This window comes from Sinomonas atrocyanea, from assembly GCF_030812675.1.
GTDB lineage: Bacteria > Actinomycetota > Actinomycetes > Actinomycetales > Micrococcaceae > Sinomonas > Sinomonas atrocyanea_B.
Genome location: NZ_JAUSTE010000015.1, coordinates 22,656 through 42,754, shown reverse-complemented (window position 1 = coordinate 42,754; position 20,099 = coordinate 22,656). Strand labels below are relative to the sequence as shown.

The following is a 20,099-nucleotide window of genomic DNA, read 5'->3' as shown; positions in this document are numbered from 1 at the left end:
CCCAGCCAGTTTACGCTTCGGCCCCAGAGCCGGGTGAATTGTGACCGCTACCCCGCGAGTTCGGGGTAGTGGATCCGCGCGGTCTGCGGATGGGCGCGCAGCCACCCCTTGAGGACGTTCTCGCCGTAGGAGGAGAGCATTGGGTTGTCGGGATCGTCCGAGACACCGCGGGCCTGGGCGGCGAGGTCGGCGGGCAGCTCGACCTTGTCGATCACGGCGTCCAGGCGCGGGGACCAGAAGAACGGCACGGAGTAGCGGTCCACCCCGGCCGGGGGTGCGGTGACGCGGTGGATCGTGGCCATGAGGTAGCCGTCCGTGGCGACCTCGAGCATCTCGCCCAGATTCACCACGAGCGCGCCCGGCGTGGGCGGGACGTCGATCCACTCCTCCTGCCCGTACGGCTGGACCTCGAGGCCGCCGACCTGGTCCTGCAGCAGCAGGGTGACAAAGCCGTAGTCGGCGTGGAGGCCCACGCCCTGCTGGCCAGCCTCGGGGACCACTCCGGTCCCGACGTAGTGCACGAGCTTGCCCATCCACGCCGGCGTCCCGGCGAAGGGCTCCGCGAAGTGGTCCTCGGGCAGCCCGAGCGAGACGGAGATCGCGGAGAGGAGCTCTGCGCCGACCACGGACATGAGCTCGGCCCATTCCATCGCGGCCTTCTCGAGGGCGGGGAAGGCTGCGGGCCACTGGTTGGGCCCCTGGAGGCGCAGGTAGGGCCGGTCGTCGGGGACGTGCTCGAGCGGCGTGCGCTCGGGCCCGTAGTCGATCTGCTCGCGGGCGTCCGCGCGGCCGCGGGTCACCTCGGTGCCCAGCCGCGTGTAGCCGCGGAACTGGGCGGAGTTGCGGTTGTCGAGGGCGAGCCGGTCCTCGAGGGGCAGGCGGAAGAACTCGGCGACCGTGTCGAGGAGCTCCTGATCCTGGCCCGGCCGGCCCCCGTAGCCGACGATCTGGAAGAAGCCGACGCTGTGGGTCGCGTCGCGCAGCGCGTCGAGGAACTCGGCGGTGAAGGCGCCGTCGGCGCCCCTCGCGGTCGAGAGGTCGAGGACCGGGATGGACGTGCGTGCAGTGCTCATGGATCCAGCATGCGTCAGCTTCGCGCGGGCGCTTAACAATCTGTCATGAACCGCCGGTGCGCTATTATGGCCGCCCGCTCAGCCGATGGCGCTGCGCCGGCCCTCGAAGGCCCGGCCCAGGGTGACCTCGTCCGCGTACTCGAGGTCGCCGCCCACAGGGAGCCCGGAGGCGAGGCGGGTGACCTTGACCCCGATGGACTTGAGCATGCGCGCCAGGTACGTGGACGTGGCCTCGCCCTCGAGGTTCGGGTTCGTGGCCAGGATGATCTCGGTGACCTGCTCGTCGTTGAGCCGGGTGAGCAGCTCGCGGATGCGCAGCTGGTCCGGGCCGATCCCCGCGATCGGATTGATGGCGCCGCCGAGCACGTGGTACCGGCCCCGGTAGGCGCGGGTGCGCTCCACGGCGAGGACGTCCTTCGACTCCTCCACCACACAGATCACGCTCGGGTCCCGGCGTGGGTCGCGGCAGATCGCGCACGTGTCCTGCTCCGAGACGTTCCCGCAGATCTGGCAGAACTTCACGCGCTCCTTGACGCCCACGATCGCGGCGGCGAGGCGCTTCATGTCCTCCGCGTCGGCCTCCAGGATGTGGAAGGCGAGCCGCTGGGCCGACTTGGGGCCGATGCCGGGGAGCCTGCCGAGCTCGTCGATCAGGTCTTGGACTGCGCCTTCATACACCCCACTACGCTACCGCGGGGGAATGACAGTGCCGTCCAGGCCCCGCTCCTCGATGAGCTTTCCACCCAGAATGCGCTCGACGGCCGCGCGCCCGAACAGGGCGGAGTGCTCGATCGTCTCGTCGTCCGCGCTCGCGATGTCCTCGACGTACTCCCGCGGCGGCGCCTGCTGGGGCTGGGCCTGCGCCTGTTCCGCGGCGGCCTTGCGGCTGAGCCGCTCGTACATGCTCAGCTTCCGGCCCGCGTCGGGCTGGCCGGAGGGTGCGCGCTGGGGCGGCTGGGCCGCGGCGGGCTCGTAGGCCGGCTGGGCGGCGACCGCCGTGGCGGCCGGGGCCTGGCGGGGGGCGCCCGTCGGCTGGAGCGACGCGGCCCCGCCCGATGCGGACGACGCGCCGGGTGCGGACGACGACGCCGGGCTGGCCCCCGCGGGAGCGTCGTCGGAGCGGGTGTTCGGCTCTGTGCCGATGCTCCAGACGCCGGGGGTGCTCTCCCGGGCGTAGGCCCAGGGATCCTTCGGGGCCTCGGCGGGGGCCTCGTGCCGCGGTCCTCGGGGCTCCTGGGCGGGCGCACCAGCGCCGGGGGCCGCCGGTGCCTGCGGCCGGGACACGGGCGCGGGGGACTGGGAGGGACGCCGGGGAGCGGGGCGGCCGTCATCCTCGGGGTACGGCTCGTCCCAGTCGCCGGGCGGCTCCTCATCGGAGAAGGGGATGTCGTCATAGGGGCTGGCGGCGGCAGGGCGCGGGGCAGGGGCCGCCGGGCGGCCCGCGGCAGCATCCTGCCGCGAGGGGTTCCCGGGTGCCGAGTCCCGCGGGGAGGCCCCGGCCTGGGGAGTCGCCGCAGCGGGACGCGGGCCCTGGGCTGCGGGCGTCCGCGGAGCCTGGGGGGCCGAGTCCGGTGCGGGCGCTGTCTGGGGGGGAGCCTGCTGCGCGGAGGGCGCGGGCTGAGGTTCCGGCGCAAGGCCCCAGGCGATGTCCGCAGCGGACGGGGCGGCGCCGACCGAGGACGCGTCCGCGGGCTCTGCGGGGGCGCTGCTGGCCGCCGGCTCGGCCGCACCCTGGGCGGACGGCTCCGGGCGCGGGGCGGTTTCGGGCGCAGGCGTGCCCCGACGCGGCTCAGCGGGCGCTTTTGGGCGCTGCCCGCCCCCTGCCGCGGGGGCACCGGGGCCGTTGCCGCCCGTGACGGCATCGATCTGGCAGTCGACGCCGAGCACCGACGTGATCGCCGTGTGCAGGTTCGCCGAGTGGTCGCCGCGGCTGAAGGCCGAGGCCAGGCCGGAGGTGCCGAAGGCGAGCGCCAGGGTACGGCCATCGAAGCCGGCGACCGACGCGTTCGGTCCCACGAGCGCCCAGGTGCTGCGCTTGACCTTCGCGAGGGTGTCGAGGATGTCCGGCCAGGCGCGGCGGAACATCTCCACGCTGCCCGCGCCGCCATGCTGCGCCTCGGGTGCCGGGCGGTCGCCGGGCTCTGGTGCCGCGGGGGCCGGCTGGGGTGCGGGGGCGGGTTTCGACTCCGCTTCGCTCCGCTCAACCACCGGGGGTTCGCTCCGCTCGGCAACCGGGGCGGCGGGTGCGGGGGCGGGCTTCGACTCCGCTTCGCTCCGCTCGACCACCGGGGGTTCGCTCCGCTCAACCACCGGGATGGCGGGTGCGGGGGCGGGCTTCGACTCCGCTTCGCTCCGCTCGGCCACCGGGGGTTCGCTCCGCGCGTCCACCGCAGGTGCAGCGGAGGCCGGCCGGTCGTCGTCGTGCGCGAAGGAGAGGCGCCGCTCGAGCCGATCGACGCGCGCCGCCCAGCCCCGCTCGGTCGCATCGGCCGCGGGGAGCATGAGGCGCGCGCACAGGAGCTCGAGGTGCAGGCGCGGTGAGGTCGCACCCGTCATCTCGTTGAAGGCGCCGTTGGTGACGTCGGCGGCCCGGGACAGCTCCGCCGCGCCGAGGTTCTGTGCCTGGACGCGCATGCGCGCGAGCTGGTCCGCGGGAATGCCCCGCAGGATCGACTCGGCAGCGTCCGGCAGCGCCTGGACGATGATGAGGTCGCGGAACCTCTCGAGCAGGTCCTCGACGAAGCGGCGCGGATCGTGGCCGGTCTGGATGACCCGGTCGACGGCGCGGAACACCGTGCCGGAATCACCGGCGGCCATGGCGTCCACCACATCGTCGAGCAGGGCCGCGTGCGTGTACCCGAGGAGCGCGACGGCGAGCTCGTAGTCGATCCCGCCCGTCCCGGCGCCGGCCATGAGCTGGTCGAGCACGGACAGGGAGTCGCGCACAGAGCCGCCGCCGGCGCGGACCACGAGCGAGAGCACGCCCGGCGCGACCGGCACATGCTCCGCCGTGCACAGCTGCTCGAGGTACGCCATGAGAGGCTCGGGCGGCACGAGCCGGAACGGGTAGTGGTGCGTGCGCGAGCGGATGGTGCCGATGACCTTGTCCGGCTCGGTGGTGGCGAAGATGAACTTGATGTGCTCGGGCGGCTCCTCGACGATCTTCAGGAGCGCGTTGAACCCGGCCGAGGTCACCATGTGGGCCTCGTCGATGATGAAGATCTTGTAGCGGTCGCGGACCGGGGCGAAGGTGGCGCGCTCGCGGAGGTCGCGCGCGTCGTCCACCCCGCCGTGGCTGGCGGCGTCGATCTCGATGACGTCGAGCGAGCCGGCGCCCCCGCGCGCGAGCTCGACGCAGCTCGGGCAGACCCCGCACGGCTCCGGAGTGGGGCCCTGCTCGCAGTTGAGGCAGCGGGCCAGGATGCGCGCCGAGGTGGTCTTGCCGCAGCCGCGCGGCCCGGAGAACAGGTAGGCGTGGTTGACGCGGTTCTTCCGCAGCGCCGTCATGAGCGGCTCGGTCACGTGCTCCTGCCCGATCACGTCCTGGAACGTGTCCGGCCGATACCGGCGGTAGAGGGCAGCTGGAGCATTCACGTCAGAAACCCTACCAATCGGGGCCGACACCCAGCCCGGTTATCCACAGGTACGGAAAAGGCCCCTCATGCACCCGCCAGAGCCCACTTACCCTTGCTACCTTCCGGTCCTGGGGGAGTTCAGCAGGATGACGCCACATGAGGGGCTGGGATCCATCGTAGCCCAGTTCCGGGCGAGGCCCGAATCGGGTCCCGCGGCGTGTGCGGGCGCGACACGCAGGTCGCCGCACGCCCCCGTGATATGCAGTCATCAGGCCCCGCACCCGGGGCCGCACACCAGCAGCACCAGGGGGAAAATCGTGGGAAACATCGCATCTGTGGGGGCCGGGCGGGCGGGGGCCCGCAGGCTCGGCGCCGGGATGGTCGGGGCCATCGCGGCCCTCGCACTGGCAGGGTGCGGGGGAGGGGCTCCATCGCCCAGCGGCACCACGCCGGCGTCGACGGCGACGCCGGCATCGGCCTCCGCCTCCGCCTCCGCGACGGCATCGGCCACGGGACTCGCGACCGCGGCGCCTCCGAGCAGCGCCGCGCCCTCTGCCGCCCCGTCGGCGCCCGCGCCGGCGGCACCGGCCCCGGCCCTGAAGAAGTTCACATTCCCCGACGGCCACCTCTCGTTCGAGTACCCGGCCGGCTGGACCGTGAGCGTGGCGCAGGGCCCCACGCTCCCCGACGGAGGCCTGGACTCGAAGATCGCCACGGTGCGCGACGCGACCGGCAACGAGCTCGCCACCGTCCACTCCGGCATGTACGCGGGCGGGGCGGCGGGGCCCGTGGGCAGTCGGACCATCATCGAGCAGGCCAAGGTGCCCCTTCCGGACCAGCGCGGCCAGGCGGTCTACGCCTTCTATGCGGACACAACCCCGGACGGCCGCACGTGGTACAGCATGGGCATCGAATCGGGGCCGCTCAGCGCCTCGGACACGGCGACGACGGGCGGCGCGGTCGAGCTCCCCAACGGCTTCCTGCTGGCGCACGTGGTCTTCACCGACGCGCCCTTCGGGAGCATCGGCGCGGCGAAGGCCTGGTACGCGGGCCCTGAGGGAGAGCAGCTGCGCGCGCTCTTCCTGAGCCTCGCCTACGCCTGAGGCGGTGCGCACGACGGCGGGTGCCCGCCTCGGGCGGAGGGCGGGTCGCCGCCGTCGTGCGCGGCCTCGGCACCCCGATTCGGCGCTCGCGCCGCCGTCGGGTATTCTGGAGCCTGCTCTTGCGAGCACACCTGGAGGATTCGCCTAGCGGCCTATGGCGCACGCCTGGAACGCGTGTTGGGTTAACGCCCTCGGGGGTTCAAATCCCCCATCCTCCGCGCGTGGATGTCCGAAGGACAAGGAGAACACCCCCGGTCTGCCGACCGGGGGTGTTCTGCATCTGCGGGGCGTCGTCGGCTCAGCCCTCGTCGCAGAGCAGTCCTTCATGAGGTCCGTGCGGGACGGCTAGGACGCGTGAAGGTCACCCGGGTGGTGCCGGCGGCCACCGCGCGATCCCGCTGAGCGCTGTCGCGGCGTACCCCTTCGCGATCTACCGCGACGCCCAGCACCCCTCCCGGCTGGTCCTGCCCTTCACGGCGCGGCCCTAGCGTGCAATTCCCAGCCGATCCACAGGCCACCGGCCCTAGCCACGCGGGGGCGGCGGTGCTGACAATGTGAGGGTGCGCCGGGCTGCGGCGGCGCCACGACTGATTGGGGAGTCTGATGGCCCGTGGCCTCTTTGCGTCCTTGTCCCGCCTGCGCGCCCGGACCGGCGCCGGCATCGCGGCGGCGGCAGCCGTCCTGGTCTTCAGCGCCGCTCCGGCGCTCGCGGACGATGTCTTCCCGGGTCCGGTCACCGCCGACCCCGGCGCCGTCGTCCCGTTCTACAGGACGGCGGTCGGCTCGCTCGCGGCGGGCCACGTCTCGCCGGTGATCGTCGCGCAGACGGACATGCACCGGCCGGCGGAGGGGAAGCTCTACGCGCCGCTGACCACGCTCACCCCCACGTCCGGGTTCGGATACCGGGTCAGCCCCCTGAACGGGCAGCCGGGGGAGTTCCACTGGGGACAGGACTTCGCCGCACCGTGCGGCACCCCCGTCTACGCGGCCGATGCGGGCGTGGTCCGGGCCGCGGGCTGGCACCCCTGGGGCGGCGGGAACCGGGTCGAGATCGACCACGGCGACGGGCTCGTCACCACCTACAACCACATGCTCGGCGCCGCCGTGAAGACCGGCGAGTCGGTGGAGGTGGGCCAGGTCATCGGGCTGGTCGGCGAGACCGGGTCCGCGATCGGGTGCCACCTGCACTTCGAGACCATCAAGGACGGCAAGTACGTCGACCCGATGAGCTTCACGCTGATCCCCATCTCGCAGCAGGGCCCGCTCGGCCCCGTCCAGGTCACCGACTACACGCCGAAGGACGGCAAGTCGACCAACGAGCGGCAGGACTGGGCCATTCCCGTCCTCACCGCCGAGCCCGCACCGGGCGAGAGCATCACCCGGGCCCCGACGGCGCCGACCCCGCCGCCGCTCAAGGACCCGACGCCGGCCGGGCCGCCCGCCGCCCCGCCGAGCACCGTCGCGGTGCCGCCGCCTGCGGCCGGTTCCGCGCCCAGCACGGCCAGCCCCACGCCGTCGCCCGCCCCGAGCAAGGCCCCCGCGCCGACCCCGACGCCGACGCCGACGCCCACGGTGGGGTCCACTCCGCAGCCGACGCCGACCCCCACCCCGAGCGCGACGCCCACCCCGACGCCCTCCGCCGGGACCACGGCCTCCGCCCCGGCGATCACCGCAACGGCGCTCCCCACCTGCGTCGCGACGGCGGTCCCGACGGCGCCCGCCACGCCGTCGCCGACCCCCAGCCCGACGCCCACCGCGACCGCACCACAGCCCTGCTGACCCGGGAGCCTAGACTGGGCCGGTGAGCCTGCACGAGATTGCCCTGACCCTCAACGACGGCACCGAGACGACCTTCGGCGCGTTCGCGCACCACGCTGTGCTCGTGGTGAACGTCGCCTCGAAGTGCGGGTACACCCGCCAGTACGACGGCCTCGAGGCCCTCCACCGCGAATTCAGGGACCGCGGGCTCGTGGTCCTCGGGGTCCCCTGCAACCAGTTCGCGGGGCAGGAGCCGGGAACGGCCGAGGAGATCGAGGAGTTCTGCCGGGTCAACTTCGGCGTCACCTTCCCGCTCGCCGCCAAGTCCGACGTCCTCGGCAAGAACCAGCATCCGCTCTACGCCGCGCTCACCCAGTACCCCGCCGGGGACGACCTCGGGGAGAAGGTCAAGTGGAACTTCGAGAAGTTCCTCGTGGACCCCGAGGGCCAGGTGGTGGGGCGGTTCCGCTCCTCGGTGGAGCCGGACTCCGCGGAGCTCCGCTCAGCAATCGAGGCAGTCCTCCCCGCGGAGGTCCCGGCCGCCTGAGAGCGCGGCGGGTCAGCCGGCGAGGGCCAGCGCGTCCCGCCACCGCGTCAGGAAGGCGAGGCCGGCGTCGTCGTGGATCACCTCCGGGCCCAGGCCCAGGTAGGCGGACGTGAGGATCTGGTAGGGCTTCTCCGGCACGCCGTCCGCGGGGCGGACGTCGACGTGCGCCACAGTGTGGTCGTTGTGGTGCAGCCAGTCCGCCATCGCATAGTCGGTGCGCGAATCGCCCATCGTGTACCAGGCCTCGGGCACGATCCCGTCCCGGCGCAGGCGCTCGCAGGCGCGGGCGGCGCCGAGGTCCTTGCCCAGGCGCACCGACTCGATGTCGGTCGAGATGATCGTGGGGTCCACCCGGTAGTCCACCGAGTCGTCGCTGCCGGGCACGTGGTGGTCCAGCCGCGTGGCGCCGAGGCCGTGGCGCGCCATGAGGCGCATCGCGTCGGCGTCGAAGCGCTCCTGCTCGGCGCGGTAGTCGGCGTTGGAGACGTCCACGCGCTGCTCCACCGAGACCATGGCGCGCTTCGTCTCGTCGAAGAACATGTGGCCGCTGTAGCTCGCGGCCACCAGCCCGCGGACGTCGTCGGCGAACGCGGAGGGCACCGCCAGGCCGTGGTCCACGTGCACCGTGCCCGCGCCGTGGGCGGTGAAGGAGAACCACGTGGCGCCCTTCTCGCACACGGCGTGCACCATGAGGTCCTCGGACATGCCCGCGGCGACCATGGGGTCCATCACCTGCCCCCGGATGAACGCGTCCGAGCGGCCCGTGTTGAAGACGATCGGAATCCCGGCCGCGCCGAGCTCGTTCAGGAGGGCGATGATCTCGGGCTTCACGGTGCGCGTCACGGGGCTCGCGATCGGGCCGTCCACGTCGAGCAGCAGGGCAAAGGGCGGTGCGGTCTCCATGGCCCCATTCTCCCATCGGGACGGCCGCCGGGAACGCGAGTAACCGTTTGGCCACAATGCCCGCCGCCGCGCTCCGCGGCGCTGCGGCCCCGATCCCCGCGCGCCTAGGCTGGAGCCGTGATTTTCAAAGCGGTGGGCGAGGGGCGCCCCTACCCGGACCATGGCTACAACACGCCGAAGGACTGGGCCGCCCTCCCGCCGCGCCCGGTGCGGCTGGACGAGCTCGTGACCACCAAGCGCACGCTCGACCTCGAGGCGCTGCTCGCCGAGGATTCGACGTTCTTCGGGGACCTGTTCCCGCACGTGGTCCAGTACAAGGGCGTGCTGTACCTCGAGGACGGCCTCCACCGGGCGGTCCGCACGGCGCTGCACCAGCGCACCGCCATCCACGCCCGCATCCTGGACCTCGACGCGTGAGGCCACCGTGTCCCGCCGCCCCCAGGACCTGAGCCAGTACCACGGACACCACGTGGTGAGCGGCACGGAGCTGCGCACCCAGTTCGAGGAGGAGCCCGACTCGAGCGAGCGGGCGAGCCGCACGTGGCGCAGGATCCGCCACGGCATCGCGATCACCCTCCTCGTGGGCCTCGTGGTCGCCGGGGCGGCCACGGCCTGGGCTGTCATCTCCGGGCGCCTGACCCTCCCGCAGCCGGCCTCCCAGCCCACCGTCGCCACCTGCCCCGCCGGCAAGTACGACTACCTGCCGCCCGCCAAGGTCACGGTCAACGTGCTCAACGCGACCGGCAGGGACGGCCTCGCCAACCAGATCGGCGGCGAACTCAAGAAGCGCGCCTTCGCCGTGAAGAATGTGGGCAACGAGCGCCTCGCCGTCGGCGCCACCGCGGTGGTGCGCGGCGGCTTCGCAGGGGAGGCCGCCGCGTTCACGCTCCAGCGCAACGTCCCGGGAAGCATCTACGTGCGCGACGGCAGGGCGGACGCGAGCGTCGACCTCATCCTCGGTCCGGCCTTCAAGGCCCTGGCCGACCCGAAGCTCGTCGACCAGACGCCCGGCCCCATCCTGTGCACGGTGCCGACCGCGACTCCGGGCGCCGGCGGCTGAGCACTGCCGGGGCGCTGGGGGCGGCGCCGCGGTTCAGCGGCGCACGGGCCGGCCCTCGGGGTCGAACCTGGCGCCCACGCCGAGCTGGATGAAGCGGACGGTGGCGTCCGTGCGGCGCTCGGCGTCGTCGTCGGGCGCCTCGTCCTCGCCGCGGCCCCGGTCGGCGCTCGCCGTCAGGGAGCCGTGCACGAGCCCCACGAGTTCGTCGACGTCCGCCTCGGGGAGGTAGCCCTGCGCCATCGCATCGCGGAGGATCTGGGTCAGGAGTGCGTTGAGCTCGCCGACGTGGTCGCCCAGCTTGGCGAAGGACGACGGCGAGAGCACCGCCCGCATGGCCGGCCCGGGAGGCAGATGGCGGCGGGAGAGGTCCTCGACCTGCGCGCGGATGTACACGGCCAGGCGGTCGATCGGATTCTCGAGCCCCGACAGCTTGGCCTTGAGGTCGCCGAGGAAGCGACCGGTCTCGTCGAGCGCGTAGCCGATCAGCAGCTCCTCCATGTCCGCGTAGTAGTTGTACACGGCAGTCCGGCCGACCCCGGCCTGGCGGGCGACATCCGTCATCGTCAGCCCGGGCAGCCCGCGGGTGAACAGGAGCTGGCCGAACGCGTCGAGGATCCGGCGCTGCGTGAGCGCTCGCTGGGCTGCGTTCGACTCGGCCTGGATGCGGGGCATACCTTCATTTTACGGCGATGTGTCACCAAAAATGGCAGAGGCTTAGGGCCCGCTGCTCCACGGCGCGTCGGGCGCGGGGTCAGGTCTGGTTGCTGAAGGCGGCGTCGAAGGAGGCGGTGGCGGGGGCGAAGTCGAACTTCTTCAGGGCGGCGAGGGCCTCGGGGGCCCCGACGAGGCGGTCCATGCCGGCGTCCTCCCATTCGACCGAGATGGGCCCGTCGTAGCCGATGGCGGTCAGGGCGCGGAAGCAGTCCTCCCAGGGGACGTCGCCGCGGCCGGCGGAGACGAAGTCCCAGCCGCGGCGGGGGTCGCCCCAGGGCAGGTGGGAGGAGAGGATCCCGGCCCGGCCGTTGCCCATGCGCATCCGGGTGTCCTTGCAGTCCACGTGGTAGATCCGGTCGGGGAAGTCGGTGATGAACGCGACGGGGTCCAGGCCCTGCCACATCATGTGGGAGGGGTCCCAGTTCAGTCCGAACGCGGGCCGGTGCCCGATGGCCTCGAGGGCGCGCTGGGTGGTGACGTAGTCGTAGGCGATCTCGGAGGGGTGGACCTCGTGGGCGAACCGGACCCCGCACTCGTCGAAGACGTCCAGGATGGGGTTCCAGCGGTCGGCGAAGTCCTGGTAGCCGGCGTCGATCACGGCGGCGGGGACGGGCGGGAACATGGCCACGTACTGCCAGATGCTCGAGCCGGTGAACCCGACCACGGTCTTGACCCCGAGCGCCCTGGCCAGGCGGGCGGTGTCCTTGAGGTCCTCGGCGGCGCGGCGCCGGACGCCTTCGGGGTCGCCGTCGCCCCAGACGGCGGAGCCGACGATTCCCTGGTGGCGGAAGTCGATCGGGTCGTCGCACACGGCCTGGCCCTTGAGGTGGTTCGAGATCGCGTAGAGCTCCAGGCCGTGGCGGGCGAGGATGCCCAGGCGCTCGTCGACGTACGCCTGATCGTCCCAGCGGGCGGCGTCGAGGTGCTCGCCGGAGACGGCGATCTCGAGGCCGTCGTAGCCCCAGCCCGCGGCGAGCCCGGCGACCTCCTCGAGCGTCAGGTCGGCCCACTGGCCGGTGAACAGGGTGAACGGGCGGGGCATGGGATCTCCTAGGGTTTCTACTTCGCTCGACCAGCGTGGGGTCTTCGCTCAGCCGACGTGGACGGTGGCGGACTTGGCGGCGGCGGACTCCTCGATGGCGGCGAGGACGCGCTGGACCTGCAGGCCGTCCTCGAACGAGGGCGACGGGGCGTTCCCGTCCCGGATCGCCAGCAGGAAGTCGCGCGCCTGATGGGTGAAGGCGTGCTCCCAGCCGATCATGTGGCCCTGCGGCCACCAGGCGCCCATGTAGGGGTGGCTGGGCTCGGTCACGACGATCCGGCGGAAGCCCTGTTCTTCGGCCGGCGCGGTGGCGTCGAGGAACTCGAGCTCGCCGGGCCGCTCAAGGTCGAAGGCGAGCGCGCCGCCGGAGCCGTAGACCTCGATCCGCAGGGAGTTCTTCCGCCCCGTCGCCACGCGGGAGACCTCGACCGAGGCGACCGCCCCGGAGGCGAGAGACAGCGTGGCCCAGGCGGCGTCGTCGACCGTCACATCCTCGGGCCCGTCCGGGCCGGGCCGGCGGCCCACGAACGTGTGCAGCCGGCCGGAGGCCTCCGTGACGGTGTCGTTGAGGAGGTACTGGACCTGGTCGACCGCGTGGGAGGCGATGTCCCCGAGCGCCCCGGAGCCAGCCGTCTCCTTGCGCAGCCGCCACGTCATGGGCGCCTCCTCGTCGGCGAGCCAGTCCTGCAGGTAGGAGGCGCGGACCTCCCGGACCGTGCCGAGGCGCCCGGCCGCGATGAGCTGCTTCGCGTACGCGAGCGCCGGGACGCGCCGGTACGTGAAGCCGACCATCGAGGCGACGCCGCGCCCCCGCGCCGCGCGGGCGGCCTCGGCCATCCGCTCCGCCTCGGCCAGGGTGTTGGCGAGCGGCTTCTCCACGAGCACGTGCTTGCCCGCCTCGAGCGCGGCGACGGCGATCTCGGCGTGCATCCACCCCGGGGCGCAGATGTCCACGATGTGCACGTAGTCGCGGGCGATCACCTCGCGCCAGTCGGTCGCGGACTCGGCCCAGCCGTGCTTCGCGGCGGCCTCGGCGACGTCCTGGGCGTGGCGGCCCACGAGGACCCTCTGCTCGATGGCCGGGACGTCGAAGAATGCAGAGACGTTGCGCCACGCGTGCGAGTGGGCCCGGCCCATGAACGCGTACCCGATCACCGCGACCCCGAGGGCCCCGGTCCCGGGGCTCATGCCCGGACCCCGTCCAGGGTCGCCTTGGTGGGCGCCCAGTCCTCGGGCAGGGGAGCGGACGACGGCGCGCTGCTCGCCACCGGGACGAACTCGCCGGAGTCGACCGATTCCGCGATCGAGACCATGGTGTCGAGCACGTGGTAGGCCAGCTGCCCGGTGGCGCGGTGGGGCTGGCGGGCCCGGATCGAGCGGGCCATGTCCAGCACGCCCATGCCGCGCCCGTTGGCGGGGCCGGCCGTGGGGACGGCGGTCCACTCCTTCTCGCCGGCCCTGCAGATCTGCAGCTCGCCGTCGAAGTAGTTCGGGTCCGGCAGCGACAGGGTCGCCTCGGTCCCGGTGATCTCCACGAAGCCCATCCGGGTCCGGGGGGACTCGAAGCTGAAGATGCTGTGGGAGGACGCGTCCGATTCGAACTGGGCCAGGGCGCTCACGTGCGTGGGGACCTCCACGGTGAACTCCTCGCCCGCCTTCGGGCCCGAGCCGATCACGCGGGTGGCGCGCGACGTCGAGCCCACGGCGGCGACCCGGCGCACGCTGCCGAAGGTCTGGACGAGGGCCGTGAGGTAGTACGGCCCCATGTCGAACAGCGGGCCGGCGCCCGGCTGGAACAGGAACGCGGGGTTCGGGTGCCAGGACTCCGGGCCCGGGGTCTGGAAGACCGTCTGGGCCGTGAGCGGGACGCCGATGTCGCCCCGCTCGATCACGCGCCGGGCGGTCTGCAGGCCCGCGCCGAGGAAGGTGTCCGGCGCGCACCCGAGCCGCAGGCCGGCGTCGTCCGCCTCCTTCAGGAGCGCGAGGCCGCTGGCGCGGTCGAGGGAGAACGGCTTCTCCGTCCACACGTGCTTGCCCGCCCGGACGGCGGCGGTGGCGACCTCGACGTGCGCGGCCGGGATCGTGAGGTTGACGATGATCTCCACGTCGGGGTGATTCAGCGCGAGCTCCGGGGTGCCGTGCTCGGCGATCCCGTACTCCTCGGCGCGGGCCTTGGCCGTCTCGGGGAAGAGGTCGGCGATGACGTGGACCTTCACGTCGGGGAACGCGGTGAGGTTGTCGAGGTACTGCTTGGAGATGACGCCCGCGCCGATGACGGCGACGCCGACCGGCCCGCGGCTCACTTCGCGGCCCCCGAGGCCGCCTCGGCCGACGACGGCTCGCCGGCCTCAAGGTAGCGCAGGGACTCCGCGACGCCCTCGAAGATGTCCCCCGCGTAGTCGTCGAACTCCACGACGCCGACCTCGAGGCTCGTCGCGGCGGCGATGACGCCCCAGATGTCGAGCCGGCCCTGGCCCGCGGGGAGCTGGGCCTTCTTGTCGTGGTCCACCGGCCCGTCCTTGAGGTGGAGCGCGACGACGCGGTCGCCGAGGCGCGCCAGGAGCGCGGCGGGGTCCTCCCCGCCCACGGCGGCCCAGTAGGTGTCGACCTCGAGGACGAGCTCGGGGTCGAGCAGCCCCGCGAAGAACTCGAGCGCTGTGGTGCCCCCGATTCTGGAGGAGATCTCCCAGTCGTGGTTGTGGTAGCCCACGCGGATGCCGTGCTCGGCGCCCTTCTTGGCGGCGGCGTTGAGCCGGGCCGCCGTGTCGCGGATGGTCGCCTCGTCCTGCCAGTGCTCGGCGGGAAGGTACGGGTCGATCACGGTGCCGATGCCCAGCCGCGTCGCCGCGGCGAAGATCTCGTCCTGGTCTGCGGACAGCAGCGGCGCGTGCGCCGTCGGGGCCGTGATGCCGTGCTCGGCGAAGGCCGCGGCGAGCTCGTCGGCGCGGGCGGCGAAGTTGTAGGGCTCCACCTGGGTGTAGCCGATCTGGGCCAGCCGGGCGATCGTGCCCGGGAGGTCCGCCTCGATCGCGTCGCGGACGGAGTAGAGCTGCACGGAGTACGTCATGGGGACAGTGTCCTCTCAGAGGTCGTGGGCGGGGGAGTGCTGGGGGAGGAGGGCGTGTCAGCGGCCGGCGAGCGAGCCGCCGATGCCGCCCACGCTGAAGTACTTGTTCAGCGCGGCGAAGACGATGATCGGCGGGAGCATCATCACGACGGCGAGGGCCATCACGCCGCCCCAGTCGGTCTGGTTCTGCTGGAAGAACGACTGCACGCCCATGGGGAGGGTGAAGATCTCGTTCGAGCGCAGGAACACGATGGCCACGAGGTAGTCGTTCCAGGCCAGGAGGAAGGCGAAGATCGCGGTCGAGAGCACGCCGGGGAGGCTGTTGCGCAGCACGATCTTCCGGAACGAGCCGAAGACCGAGCACCCGTCGATCCAGGAGGCCTCCTCGAGGCTGGCCGGGATCGAGTCGAAGTAGGCGGCCATCATCCAGGTCGCCACGGTCATCGTGGAGGCCACGTAGACGATCGTCAGGCCCAGGAGGTTGTCCACGAGGCCCATCGTCGCGAAGAGGATGAACAGCGGGACCACCGAGGTGATGATCGGCAGCGACTGCATGACGAACAGCAGCAGCGAATACCCTGCCACGGCGCGGCTGCGCCCACGGGAGAGCACGTAGCCGGCCGGCGCGGCGACCGCCACGGAGACGAGGACGGTCGCGAGGGTCACGACGAGGCTGTTCTTGAGCCAGGTCGAGGCCAGGGTCTCCTGGAACACGTTCGTGAAGTTCTCGAACGTGGGCCCCGTGGAGCTGCTCGTCGACGACGGGCTGAAGGCGAGGACCACGACGACGAGGATCGGGATGAGGACCACGGCGGTGATCGCGAGGATGAGCGCGAAGCGCCACCAGCGCCCGCGCAGGTCGGCCTCGGAAACGGTGCGGCGCTTCCGGGAGGGCCGCGCGCCCGTTCCGTCGGCGTTAACCCCGCCTGCAGCGGTGGCCGTGTGCGTGTGCAGGACGGTGCTCATTCGACGCTCGACTTTCGGATCTGGCGGTAGAGGAGGGCTGAGACCACCACGAGGGTCATGGTCATGAGGAAGGCGATCGCCACGCCGGTGCCGGTCTGGAAGTCCTGGAACACCGTGCGGTAGGCCAGCACCACGAGCGAGGTGGTCGCGTCGACCGGTCCGCCGCCGGTGAGGAGGTAGATCGTCGGGAAGTCGTTGACGCAGAAGATCGTCATGAGGATCCACGAGATGTAGGTGGAGCGCGCGATCAGCGGCAGCGTGATGCCGGTGAACTGCTGCCAGCGGGTGGCCCCGTCCATGCTCGCCGCCTCGTAGACGGTGCCGTCCACGGAGGCCAGGGCGGAGCTCGTCATCATCATCATGAAGGGGAAGCTGACCCACACCTTGAACAGGCACACCATGATGGCGGCGAGCGTCGGGTCGGCGAGGAAGTAGGGCGCGCCGAGGCCGAGCGCCCGGAAGATCGTGGGGATCGGGCTCGTCGGCGTGGCCACGAGCCAGTTCCACGCCGTCGAGGAGACCACGATGGGCACGACCCAGGGCAACAGGAGGAGCACCTTGAACGTACCGCCCGCGGGGATGCGGGTTCGCAGCAGCAGGGCCAGGCCCATGCCCACGAGCCACGAGCCGAACACGCCCACGATGGTGAAGACGAGCGTGAACTCGGCGGCCTTCCAGAACTTCGGCGAGTTCAGCACGGCGGCGAAGTTCTCGAGCCCCACGAACTGGCCGGTCTCGATGAGGGACCCGTTGTGCGTGGCCTGGACCGCGGCGTACACGAGCGGGTAGCCGTGGATGAGGACGAGCAGGATGACCGAGGGCAGGAGGAGCCAGAAGAAGGTCCGCTTCGCCTGGGTGCTGAGCCTGCTCCTCCGATTGGGTTCTGCGGCGCGGCCGGGGCCGCCCGGGCCCAGGCCCTTGCGGGCCCGGGCGATGCCGGCTGTTGATGTCATGGTGGGCACCCCGGTCAGGACTTGATGACCGACTGGAGGCTGGTCTGGAACGTCTGCAGCGCGCTCTTGGCGTCCGTCTGGCCGGTGAGGACCGTCTGCGTGAACTGGTTCAGGGCCTGGCCGCCGTCCAGCGCTGCGAGGTTGGCGTTGAGGGCGGAGCCCTGGGCGGCGAAGGTCTTGGCGATGGGCTGCCAGTCCTTGACGATCTTGACGTTGTTCGGATCGTTGGCGAACTCCGGGATCTCGGTGATCGACTTGAAGACCGGCAGCGAGTTCATGAGCTTCTGCTTCCAGAGCTCCTTGAGCTGGCCGAGGTAGTTGACCAGGAAGGCCTCCGAGGACGCCTGCGAGGGGGTGTTCTTGTACATCATGATGTTGTTCGGGAAGACGATCGTGGCCTTGTCCCCGTGCGGCCCGGCGATCGGGTCGGCGACCATGATGTCGCCGGAGGTGTCGCCCACGCGCTGGGGCACCCCGACCTGGAAGAGCCCGAACCCGGCCTTCTTGTCCTTCCACTGCGCCGACATGTTGTCCGTCGTGTAGCCCAGGCAGGCGGGGTCGATGATGCCGTTGGAACGCAGCTCGAGCAGGAATTCGATGGCCTCGACGTTGCGGTCGTTCATGAGGTCGAGCTGGCCGTCCTTGGACCAGACGCCGCCGCCGTTGTTGACCATCATCATGATCATCGAGTGGTTGCCGTAGTTGTTGCCGGCTCCGGCACCGGTCATGAAGCCGAACGCCCCGATCTTCTTGAGCGCCTTGCCCGCCTCGAGCAGCGTGGCCCAGTCCTTCGGCAGGGCCACGCCCGCCTGGTCGAAGAGCGACTTGCGGTACCAGAAGACGCGCATGTCCAGCTGCCACGGGACCGCGACGTACCCGTTGGCGGACTTGAACGGATCGAGGACGCCGGGCAGGAGGTCGTCGTACATCCCGTTCTTCTTCATTGCGTCGATCACGCCGTCGGCGTGGGCGATCTGCCCCTGCTGGTCGAACTGGAAGGCCTGGAAGCCGCCGCCGGTCGAGACGGCGGGGCCGGTCTTGGACGCGATGGCCGAGGAGAACGTCTGGTAGAAGTTGTTCCACTGGATGATCTGGTAGTTCGCCTTGAGGTTGCCGGAGGCCGGCTGGTAGCCCTCGACGAGCTTCTTCGCCGCGTCGTTGTAGGCCGGGGTGCCCCACGGCATGTCCCAGAACTTGATCTCCCCGTTGCCCCCGCCGGAGGCGGAGCCGCCGCCGCACGCCGCGAGCGCGGGTACGGCGGCGGCCGCGGCGGCGAGGCCGAGGAAGCCCCTGCGGGAGAACGTGGTGCGGGAAGCGGTCATGGCGTGTGTCCTTCGTCATTGAGGTGCTCGGATGGATGGCGGTCGAAACGGGAACTCAGGGGCGGCCCGCGCCGCCCGCCGGAGGCGGGACGAGCGCGGCCGTGCGGTGGAACTCGGCGACGTCCCCGGAGGCCGAGCCCCCGGCGGCGAGGGCAATGGCCCGCCGCCAGCTGGCGCGGCGGGACGTCTCCCAGAGGGTCGGCAGCAGCCGCTCGCCGTCCGGACCGACGATCCGGGTCTCGGCCGGGGCAGCCGTGGCGGCGGACGGCACGTAAGCGGTGAGGCCGCCGTCCTCGGTCAGGAGGCGCAGGGACAGGGCCGCGGGCGCGGCGGCGCTGACGACGAGGGCGAGCGAGAGCGGGGCCCCGCCGTCAAGCCGGCCGGCGTAGTGCCGCCCGCCGGGGCCGGCGTGGAGCGCCCCGAGGGAGCCGAACGCGCTGAAGACCCGCCCGCAGGCCGTGAGCGCATCGAGGAGCGCCCCGTCGAGGAGGGCGGCGTCGGGCACGGTGACCCGGCACTCGGCCAGCACCGCGCGCCTCCGCAGCGGCCCCGCGGCCTCGGCCGCGGCGGCCACCCCGGGATTGGAGGCGAATTCCCAGGCGATCACTGCCCGTCCGGCGTCGTCGTCCGGGAGGTGGGTGGCGTCGTCGTGCGCCGTAGGCGGGCCGACGACGACGGCGAGGGCGTCGGCGGCGAGCAGCTCGCCGGCGCGCCGGGCCCATCCGGGCGACCCGGCGACCGCCGCGAGCTGCGGCGCCGCGTCGGCGTCGGCGGGGGCGAGCGAGAGCGGGAGCGAGGCGGCGATCTCGGCGAGACCGGGGGCCGAGGCGTCGCTGGCCGTGAACGTGGGGTGCGGGCTCATGCGGCGGCCTCCGTGATGTGGGAGCGGGTGCCGTCGACGATCGCGAGGGCGAAGCGGAGGTCGTCGATGAGTGCGGCGGCCTCCGGGGCGCGCTCCGTGCCCGCCACGATGCCGGCGATCCGCCGCCACTCGCCCTCGTAGCCGTTGTGCCCGAACGGCCCGGCGGTCCGGGTGCGGCCCCCGGTGGTGAGCTCGGCGACCGCGGAGCCGGCCTGGACGTACGAGGGTGTGAACGTGACCGTGAGCGCCGAGTCGGGCCCCACGGCCTCGAAGGTCCAGTCCGGCTTCCAGGTGGACGTCATCGCGGCGGTGAGCTCGATGGTCCGGCCCCCGGCGCGCACGAGGATGACGTAGCCGAACGGCCGCACGATCTCGGCGCGCAGGACCTCGAGGTCCGCGAAGTCCGGCACGAAGCGGCGCACGAGGGGAAGGTCGTGGATTGCGAGGCCCAGGATGCCGCCCTCGAGCATCGCGGCGACGACGGCGGGGTCGCCCAGGTCCCGGTGGGGGGCGGCGGGGCGGGCGATCACCTCGGTCGCGAAGTCCTCGAAGCGGGCGTTCGGGGGCAGCACGATCGAGGATCGCAGCGTGTGCGCGGTCCGGGGCAGGTCGCCCATGAGCTCCTCGGCGGCGAGCCAGCCGGGGTCGAAGGTGTGCATCGCGCCGACGAGGATCGGCACGCCGGTCTCGGCGGAGACGGCGGCGATCTCGGCCGCCTCCTCGGCGGAGACGGCGAACGGCTTCTCGCACAGCACGGCCTTCTTGCCCGCGCGGCACGCGGCGATGACCTGGGCGGCGTGGAACTGGTGCGGGCTGCAGATCGCGACCACGTCGACGGCGGGATCGCCGAGCAGTGCGTCCATGGAGGCCGACGGCGCCGCGCCGACCCTGGCCGCGACGGCCGACGCGACCGCGGCGTCCACGTCCATGACGTGGGCGACGTGGAAGGCCTCGCCCAGGCGGGCGAGGCTCGGGAGGTGGATGGCCTGGGTGACGGGGCCCGCTCCGAGGAAGCCGACGCCGATCGTGGGGGATCCGGCGGCTTCTCCGGGCTGTGGCATCTGGAGCTCCTCGACGCTCGGCTGGCAGTCCCTGTGAGCTGCCTCACTCGGAGCCTAGGAGCACTTATGCCGAGCGTCAAGCAAAAGTCACAA

The 20,099-nt window shown here is 72.3% G+C and carries 19 protein-coding genes, 1 tRNA gene and 1 other RNA gene; 6 read left to right on the top strand and 15 right to left on the bottom strand.

Translation table 11 applies throughout. The features are described 5' to 3' along the window. Positions 1–47: 47 nt before the first annotated feature. The 4 genes from J2W20_RS17280 to ffs all read right to left on the bottom strand — a co-directional run bounded on the left by J2W20_RS17280 (position 48) and on the right by ffs (position 4,817). Positions 48–1,073, bottom strand: a complete 1,026-nt coding sequence (locus J2W20_RS17280) for an isopenicillin N synthase family dioxygenase (protein WP_307008140.1) — start codon at positions 1,071–1,073, stop codon at positions 48–50. Positions 1,074–1,151: 78 nt separating this feature from the next. Further along, positions 1,152–1,751, bottom strand: a complete 600-nt coding sequence (gene recR, locus J2W20_RS17275; RefSeq protein WP_066494943.1) for a recombination mediator RecR — start codon at positions 1,749–1,751, stop codon at positions 1,152–1,154. Positions 1,752–1,760: 9 nt separating this feature from the next. Further along, a complete protein-coding gene (locus tag J2W20_RS17270; RefSeq protein WP_307008139.1) occupies positions 1,761–4,667 on the bottom strand; it encodes a DNA polymerase III subunit gamma and tau in 2,907 nt (968 codons plus the stop codon). Between the two features lie 53 nt (positions 4,668–4,720). Further along, an RNA gene (gene ffs, locus J2W20_RS17265) (signal recognition particle sRNA small type) lies at positions 4,721–4,817 on the bottom strand. Positions 4,818–4,965: 148 nt separating this feature from the next. Here ffs and J2W20_RS17260 point away from each other — a divergent pair. The 4 genes from J2W20_RS17260 to J2W20_RS17245 all read left to right on the top strand — a co-directional run bounded on the left by J2W20_RS17260 (position 4,966) and on the right by J2W20_RS17245 (position 8,056). Then, positions 4,966–5,751: a hypothetical protein gene (locus J2W20_RS17260; protein WP_307008138.1), complete on the top strand. Its 786-nt coding sequence runs from the start codon at positions 4,966–4,968 to the stop codon at positions 5,749–5,751. Positions 5,752–5,884: 133 nt separating this feature from the next. Next, positions 5,885–5,969 (top strand) — tRNA-Ser (locus J2W20_RS17255). 385 nt (positions 5,970–6,354) lie between these two features. Further along, positions 6,355–7,530 carry a M23 family metallopeptidase gene (locus tag J2W20_RS17250; RefSeq protein ID WP_307008136.1) on the top strand — a complete coding sequence of 392 codons (1,176 nt, stop codon included), beginning with the start codon at positions 6,355–6,357 and terminating at the stop codon, positions 7,528–7,530. 22 nt (positions 7,531–7,552) lie between these two features. Next, positions 7,553–8,056 carry a glutathione peroxidase gene (locus J2W20_RS17245; protein WP_307008135.1) on the top strand — a complete coding sequence of 168 codons (504 nt, stop codon included), beginning with the start codon at positions 7,553–7,555 and terminating at the stop codon, positions 8,054–8,056. A 12-nt stretch (positions 8,057–8,068) separates the two neighbouring features. Here the strand turns inward: J2W20_RS17245 and J2W20_RS17240 are convergent, their stop codons facing one another. Further along, complete coding sequence (locus tag J2W20_RS17240; RefSeq protein WP_307008133.1) at positions 8,069–8,959, bottom strand: hypothetical protein; 891 nt, start codon at positions 8,957–8,959, stop codon at positions 8,069–8,071. A gap of 117 nt (positions 8,960–9,076) precedes the next feature. On the opposite strand from J2W20_RS17240, the gene J2W20_RS17235 reads away from it, so the two are divergent. Then, the gene (locus J2W20_RS17235; protein ID WP_307008132.1) at positions 9,077–9,376 is read left to right on the top strand and encodes a type II toxin-antitoxin system VapB family antitoxin; all 300 of its coding nucleotides are present in this window, start codon (positions 9,077–9,079) and stop codon (positions 9,374–9,376) included. Positions 9,377–9,383: 7 nt separating this feature from the next. Continuing rightward, on the top strand, positions 9,384–10,019 hold the full coding sequence (locus J2W20_RS17230) for a LytR C-terminal domain-containing protein (protein WP_307008131.1): 636 nt from the start codon (positions 9,384–9,386) through the stop codon (positions 10,017–10,019). A 33-nt stretch (positions 10,020–10,052) separates the two neighbouring features. Here the strand turns inward: J2W20_RS17230 and J2W20_RS17225 are convergent, their stop codons facing one another. From J2W20_RS17225 to J2W20_RS17180, 10 genes are all read right to left on the bottom strand, one after another. Next, a complete protein-coding gene (locus J2W20_RS17225; RefSeq protein WP_307008130.1) occupies positions 10,053–10,691 on the bottom strand; it encodes a TetR/AcrR family transcriptional regulator in 639 nt (212 codons plus the stop codon). Positions 10,692–10,770: 79 nt separating this feature from the next. After that, entirely contained in the window at positions 10,771–11,775 is a 1,005-nt protein-coding gene (locus J2W20_RS17220; protein WP_307008129.1) for a sugar phosphate isomerase/epimerase family protein, read from the bottom strand. Positions 11,776–11,823: 48 nt separating this feature from the next. Beyond that, entirely contained in the window at positions 11,824–12,963 is a 1,140-nt protein-coding gene (locus J2W20_RS17215; protein WP_307008128.1) for a Gfo/Idh/MocA family protein, read from the bottom strand. Beyond that, the gene (locus J2W20_RS17210) at positions 12,960–14,078 is read right to left on the bottom strand and encodes a Gfo/Idh/MocA family protein (protein ID WP_307008127.1); all 1,119 of its coding nucleotides are present in this window, start codon (positions 14,076–14,078) and stop codon (positions 12,960–12,962) included. Before J2W20_RS17210 ends, J2W20_RS17215 begins: the two co-directional genes overlap by 4 nt. After that, positions 14,075–14,842: a sugar phosphate isomerase/epimerase family protein gene (locus tag J2W20_RS17205; protein ID WP_307008126.1), complete on the bottom strand. Its 768-nt coding sequence runs from the start codon at positions 14,840–14,842 to the stop codon at positions 14,075–14,077. The genes J2W20_RS17210 and J2W20_RS17205 overlap by 4 nt, the downstream gene beginning before the upstream one ends. A 57-nt stretch (positions 14,843–14,899) precedes the next feature. Continuing rightward, positions 14,900–15,808, bottom strand: a complete 909-nt coding sequence (locus J2W20_RS17200; protein WP_307008124.1) for a carbohydrate ABC transporter permease — start codon at positions 15,806–15,808, stop codon at positions 14,900–14,902. Continuing rightward, positions 15,805–16,761, bottom strand: coding sequence for a carbohydrate ABC transporter permease (locus tag J2W20_RS17195; protein ID WP_373458045.1), 957 nt, complete (start codon positions 16,759–16,761; stop codon positions 15,805–15,807). Before J2W20_RS17195 ends, J2W20_RS17200 begins: the two co-directional genes overlap by 4 nt. Before the next feature lie 14 nt (positions 16,762–16,775). Further along, a complete protein-coding gene (locus tag J2W20_RS17190) occupies positions 16,776–18,083 on the bottom strand; it encodes an extracellular solute-binding protein (RefSeq protein WP_307008122.1) in 1,308 nt (435 codons plus the stop codon). 55 nt (positions 18,084–18,138) lie between these two features. Further along, a complete protein-coding gene (locus J2W20_RS17185) occupies positions 18,139–18,945 on the bottom strand; it encodes a hypothetical protein (protein WP_307008121.1) in 807 nt (268 codons plus the stop codon). Next, positions 18,942–20,006, bottom strand: coding sequence for a Gfo/Idh/MocA family protein (locus J2W20_RS17180; protein ID WP_307008120.1), 1,065 nt, complete (start codon positions 20,004–20,006; stop codon positions 18,942–18,944). The genes J2W20_RS17185 and J2W20_RS17180 overlap by 4 nt, the downstream gene beginning before the upstream one ends. Positions 20,007–20,099 lie beyond the last annotated feature (93 nt).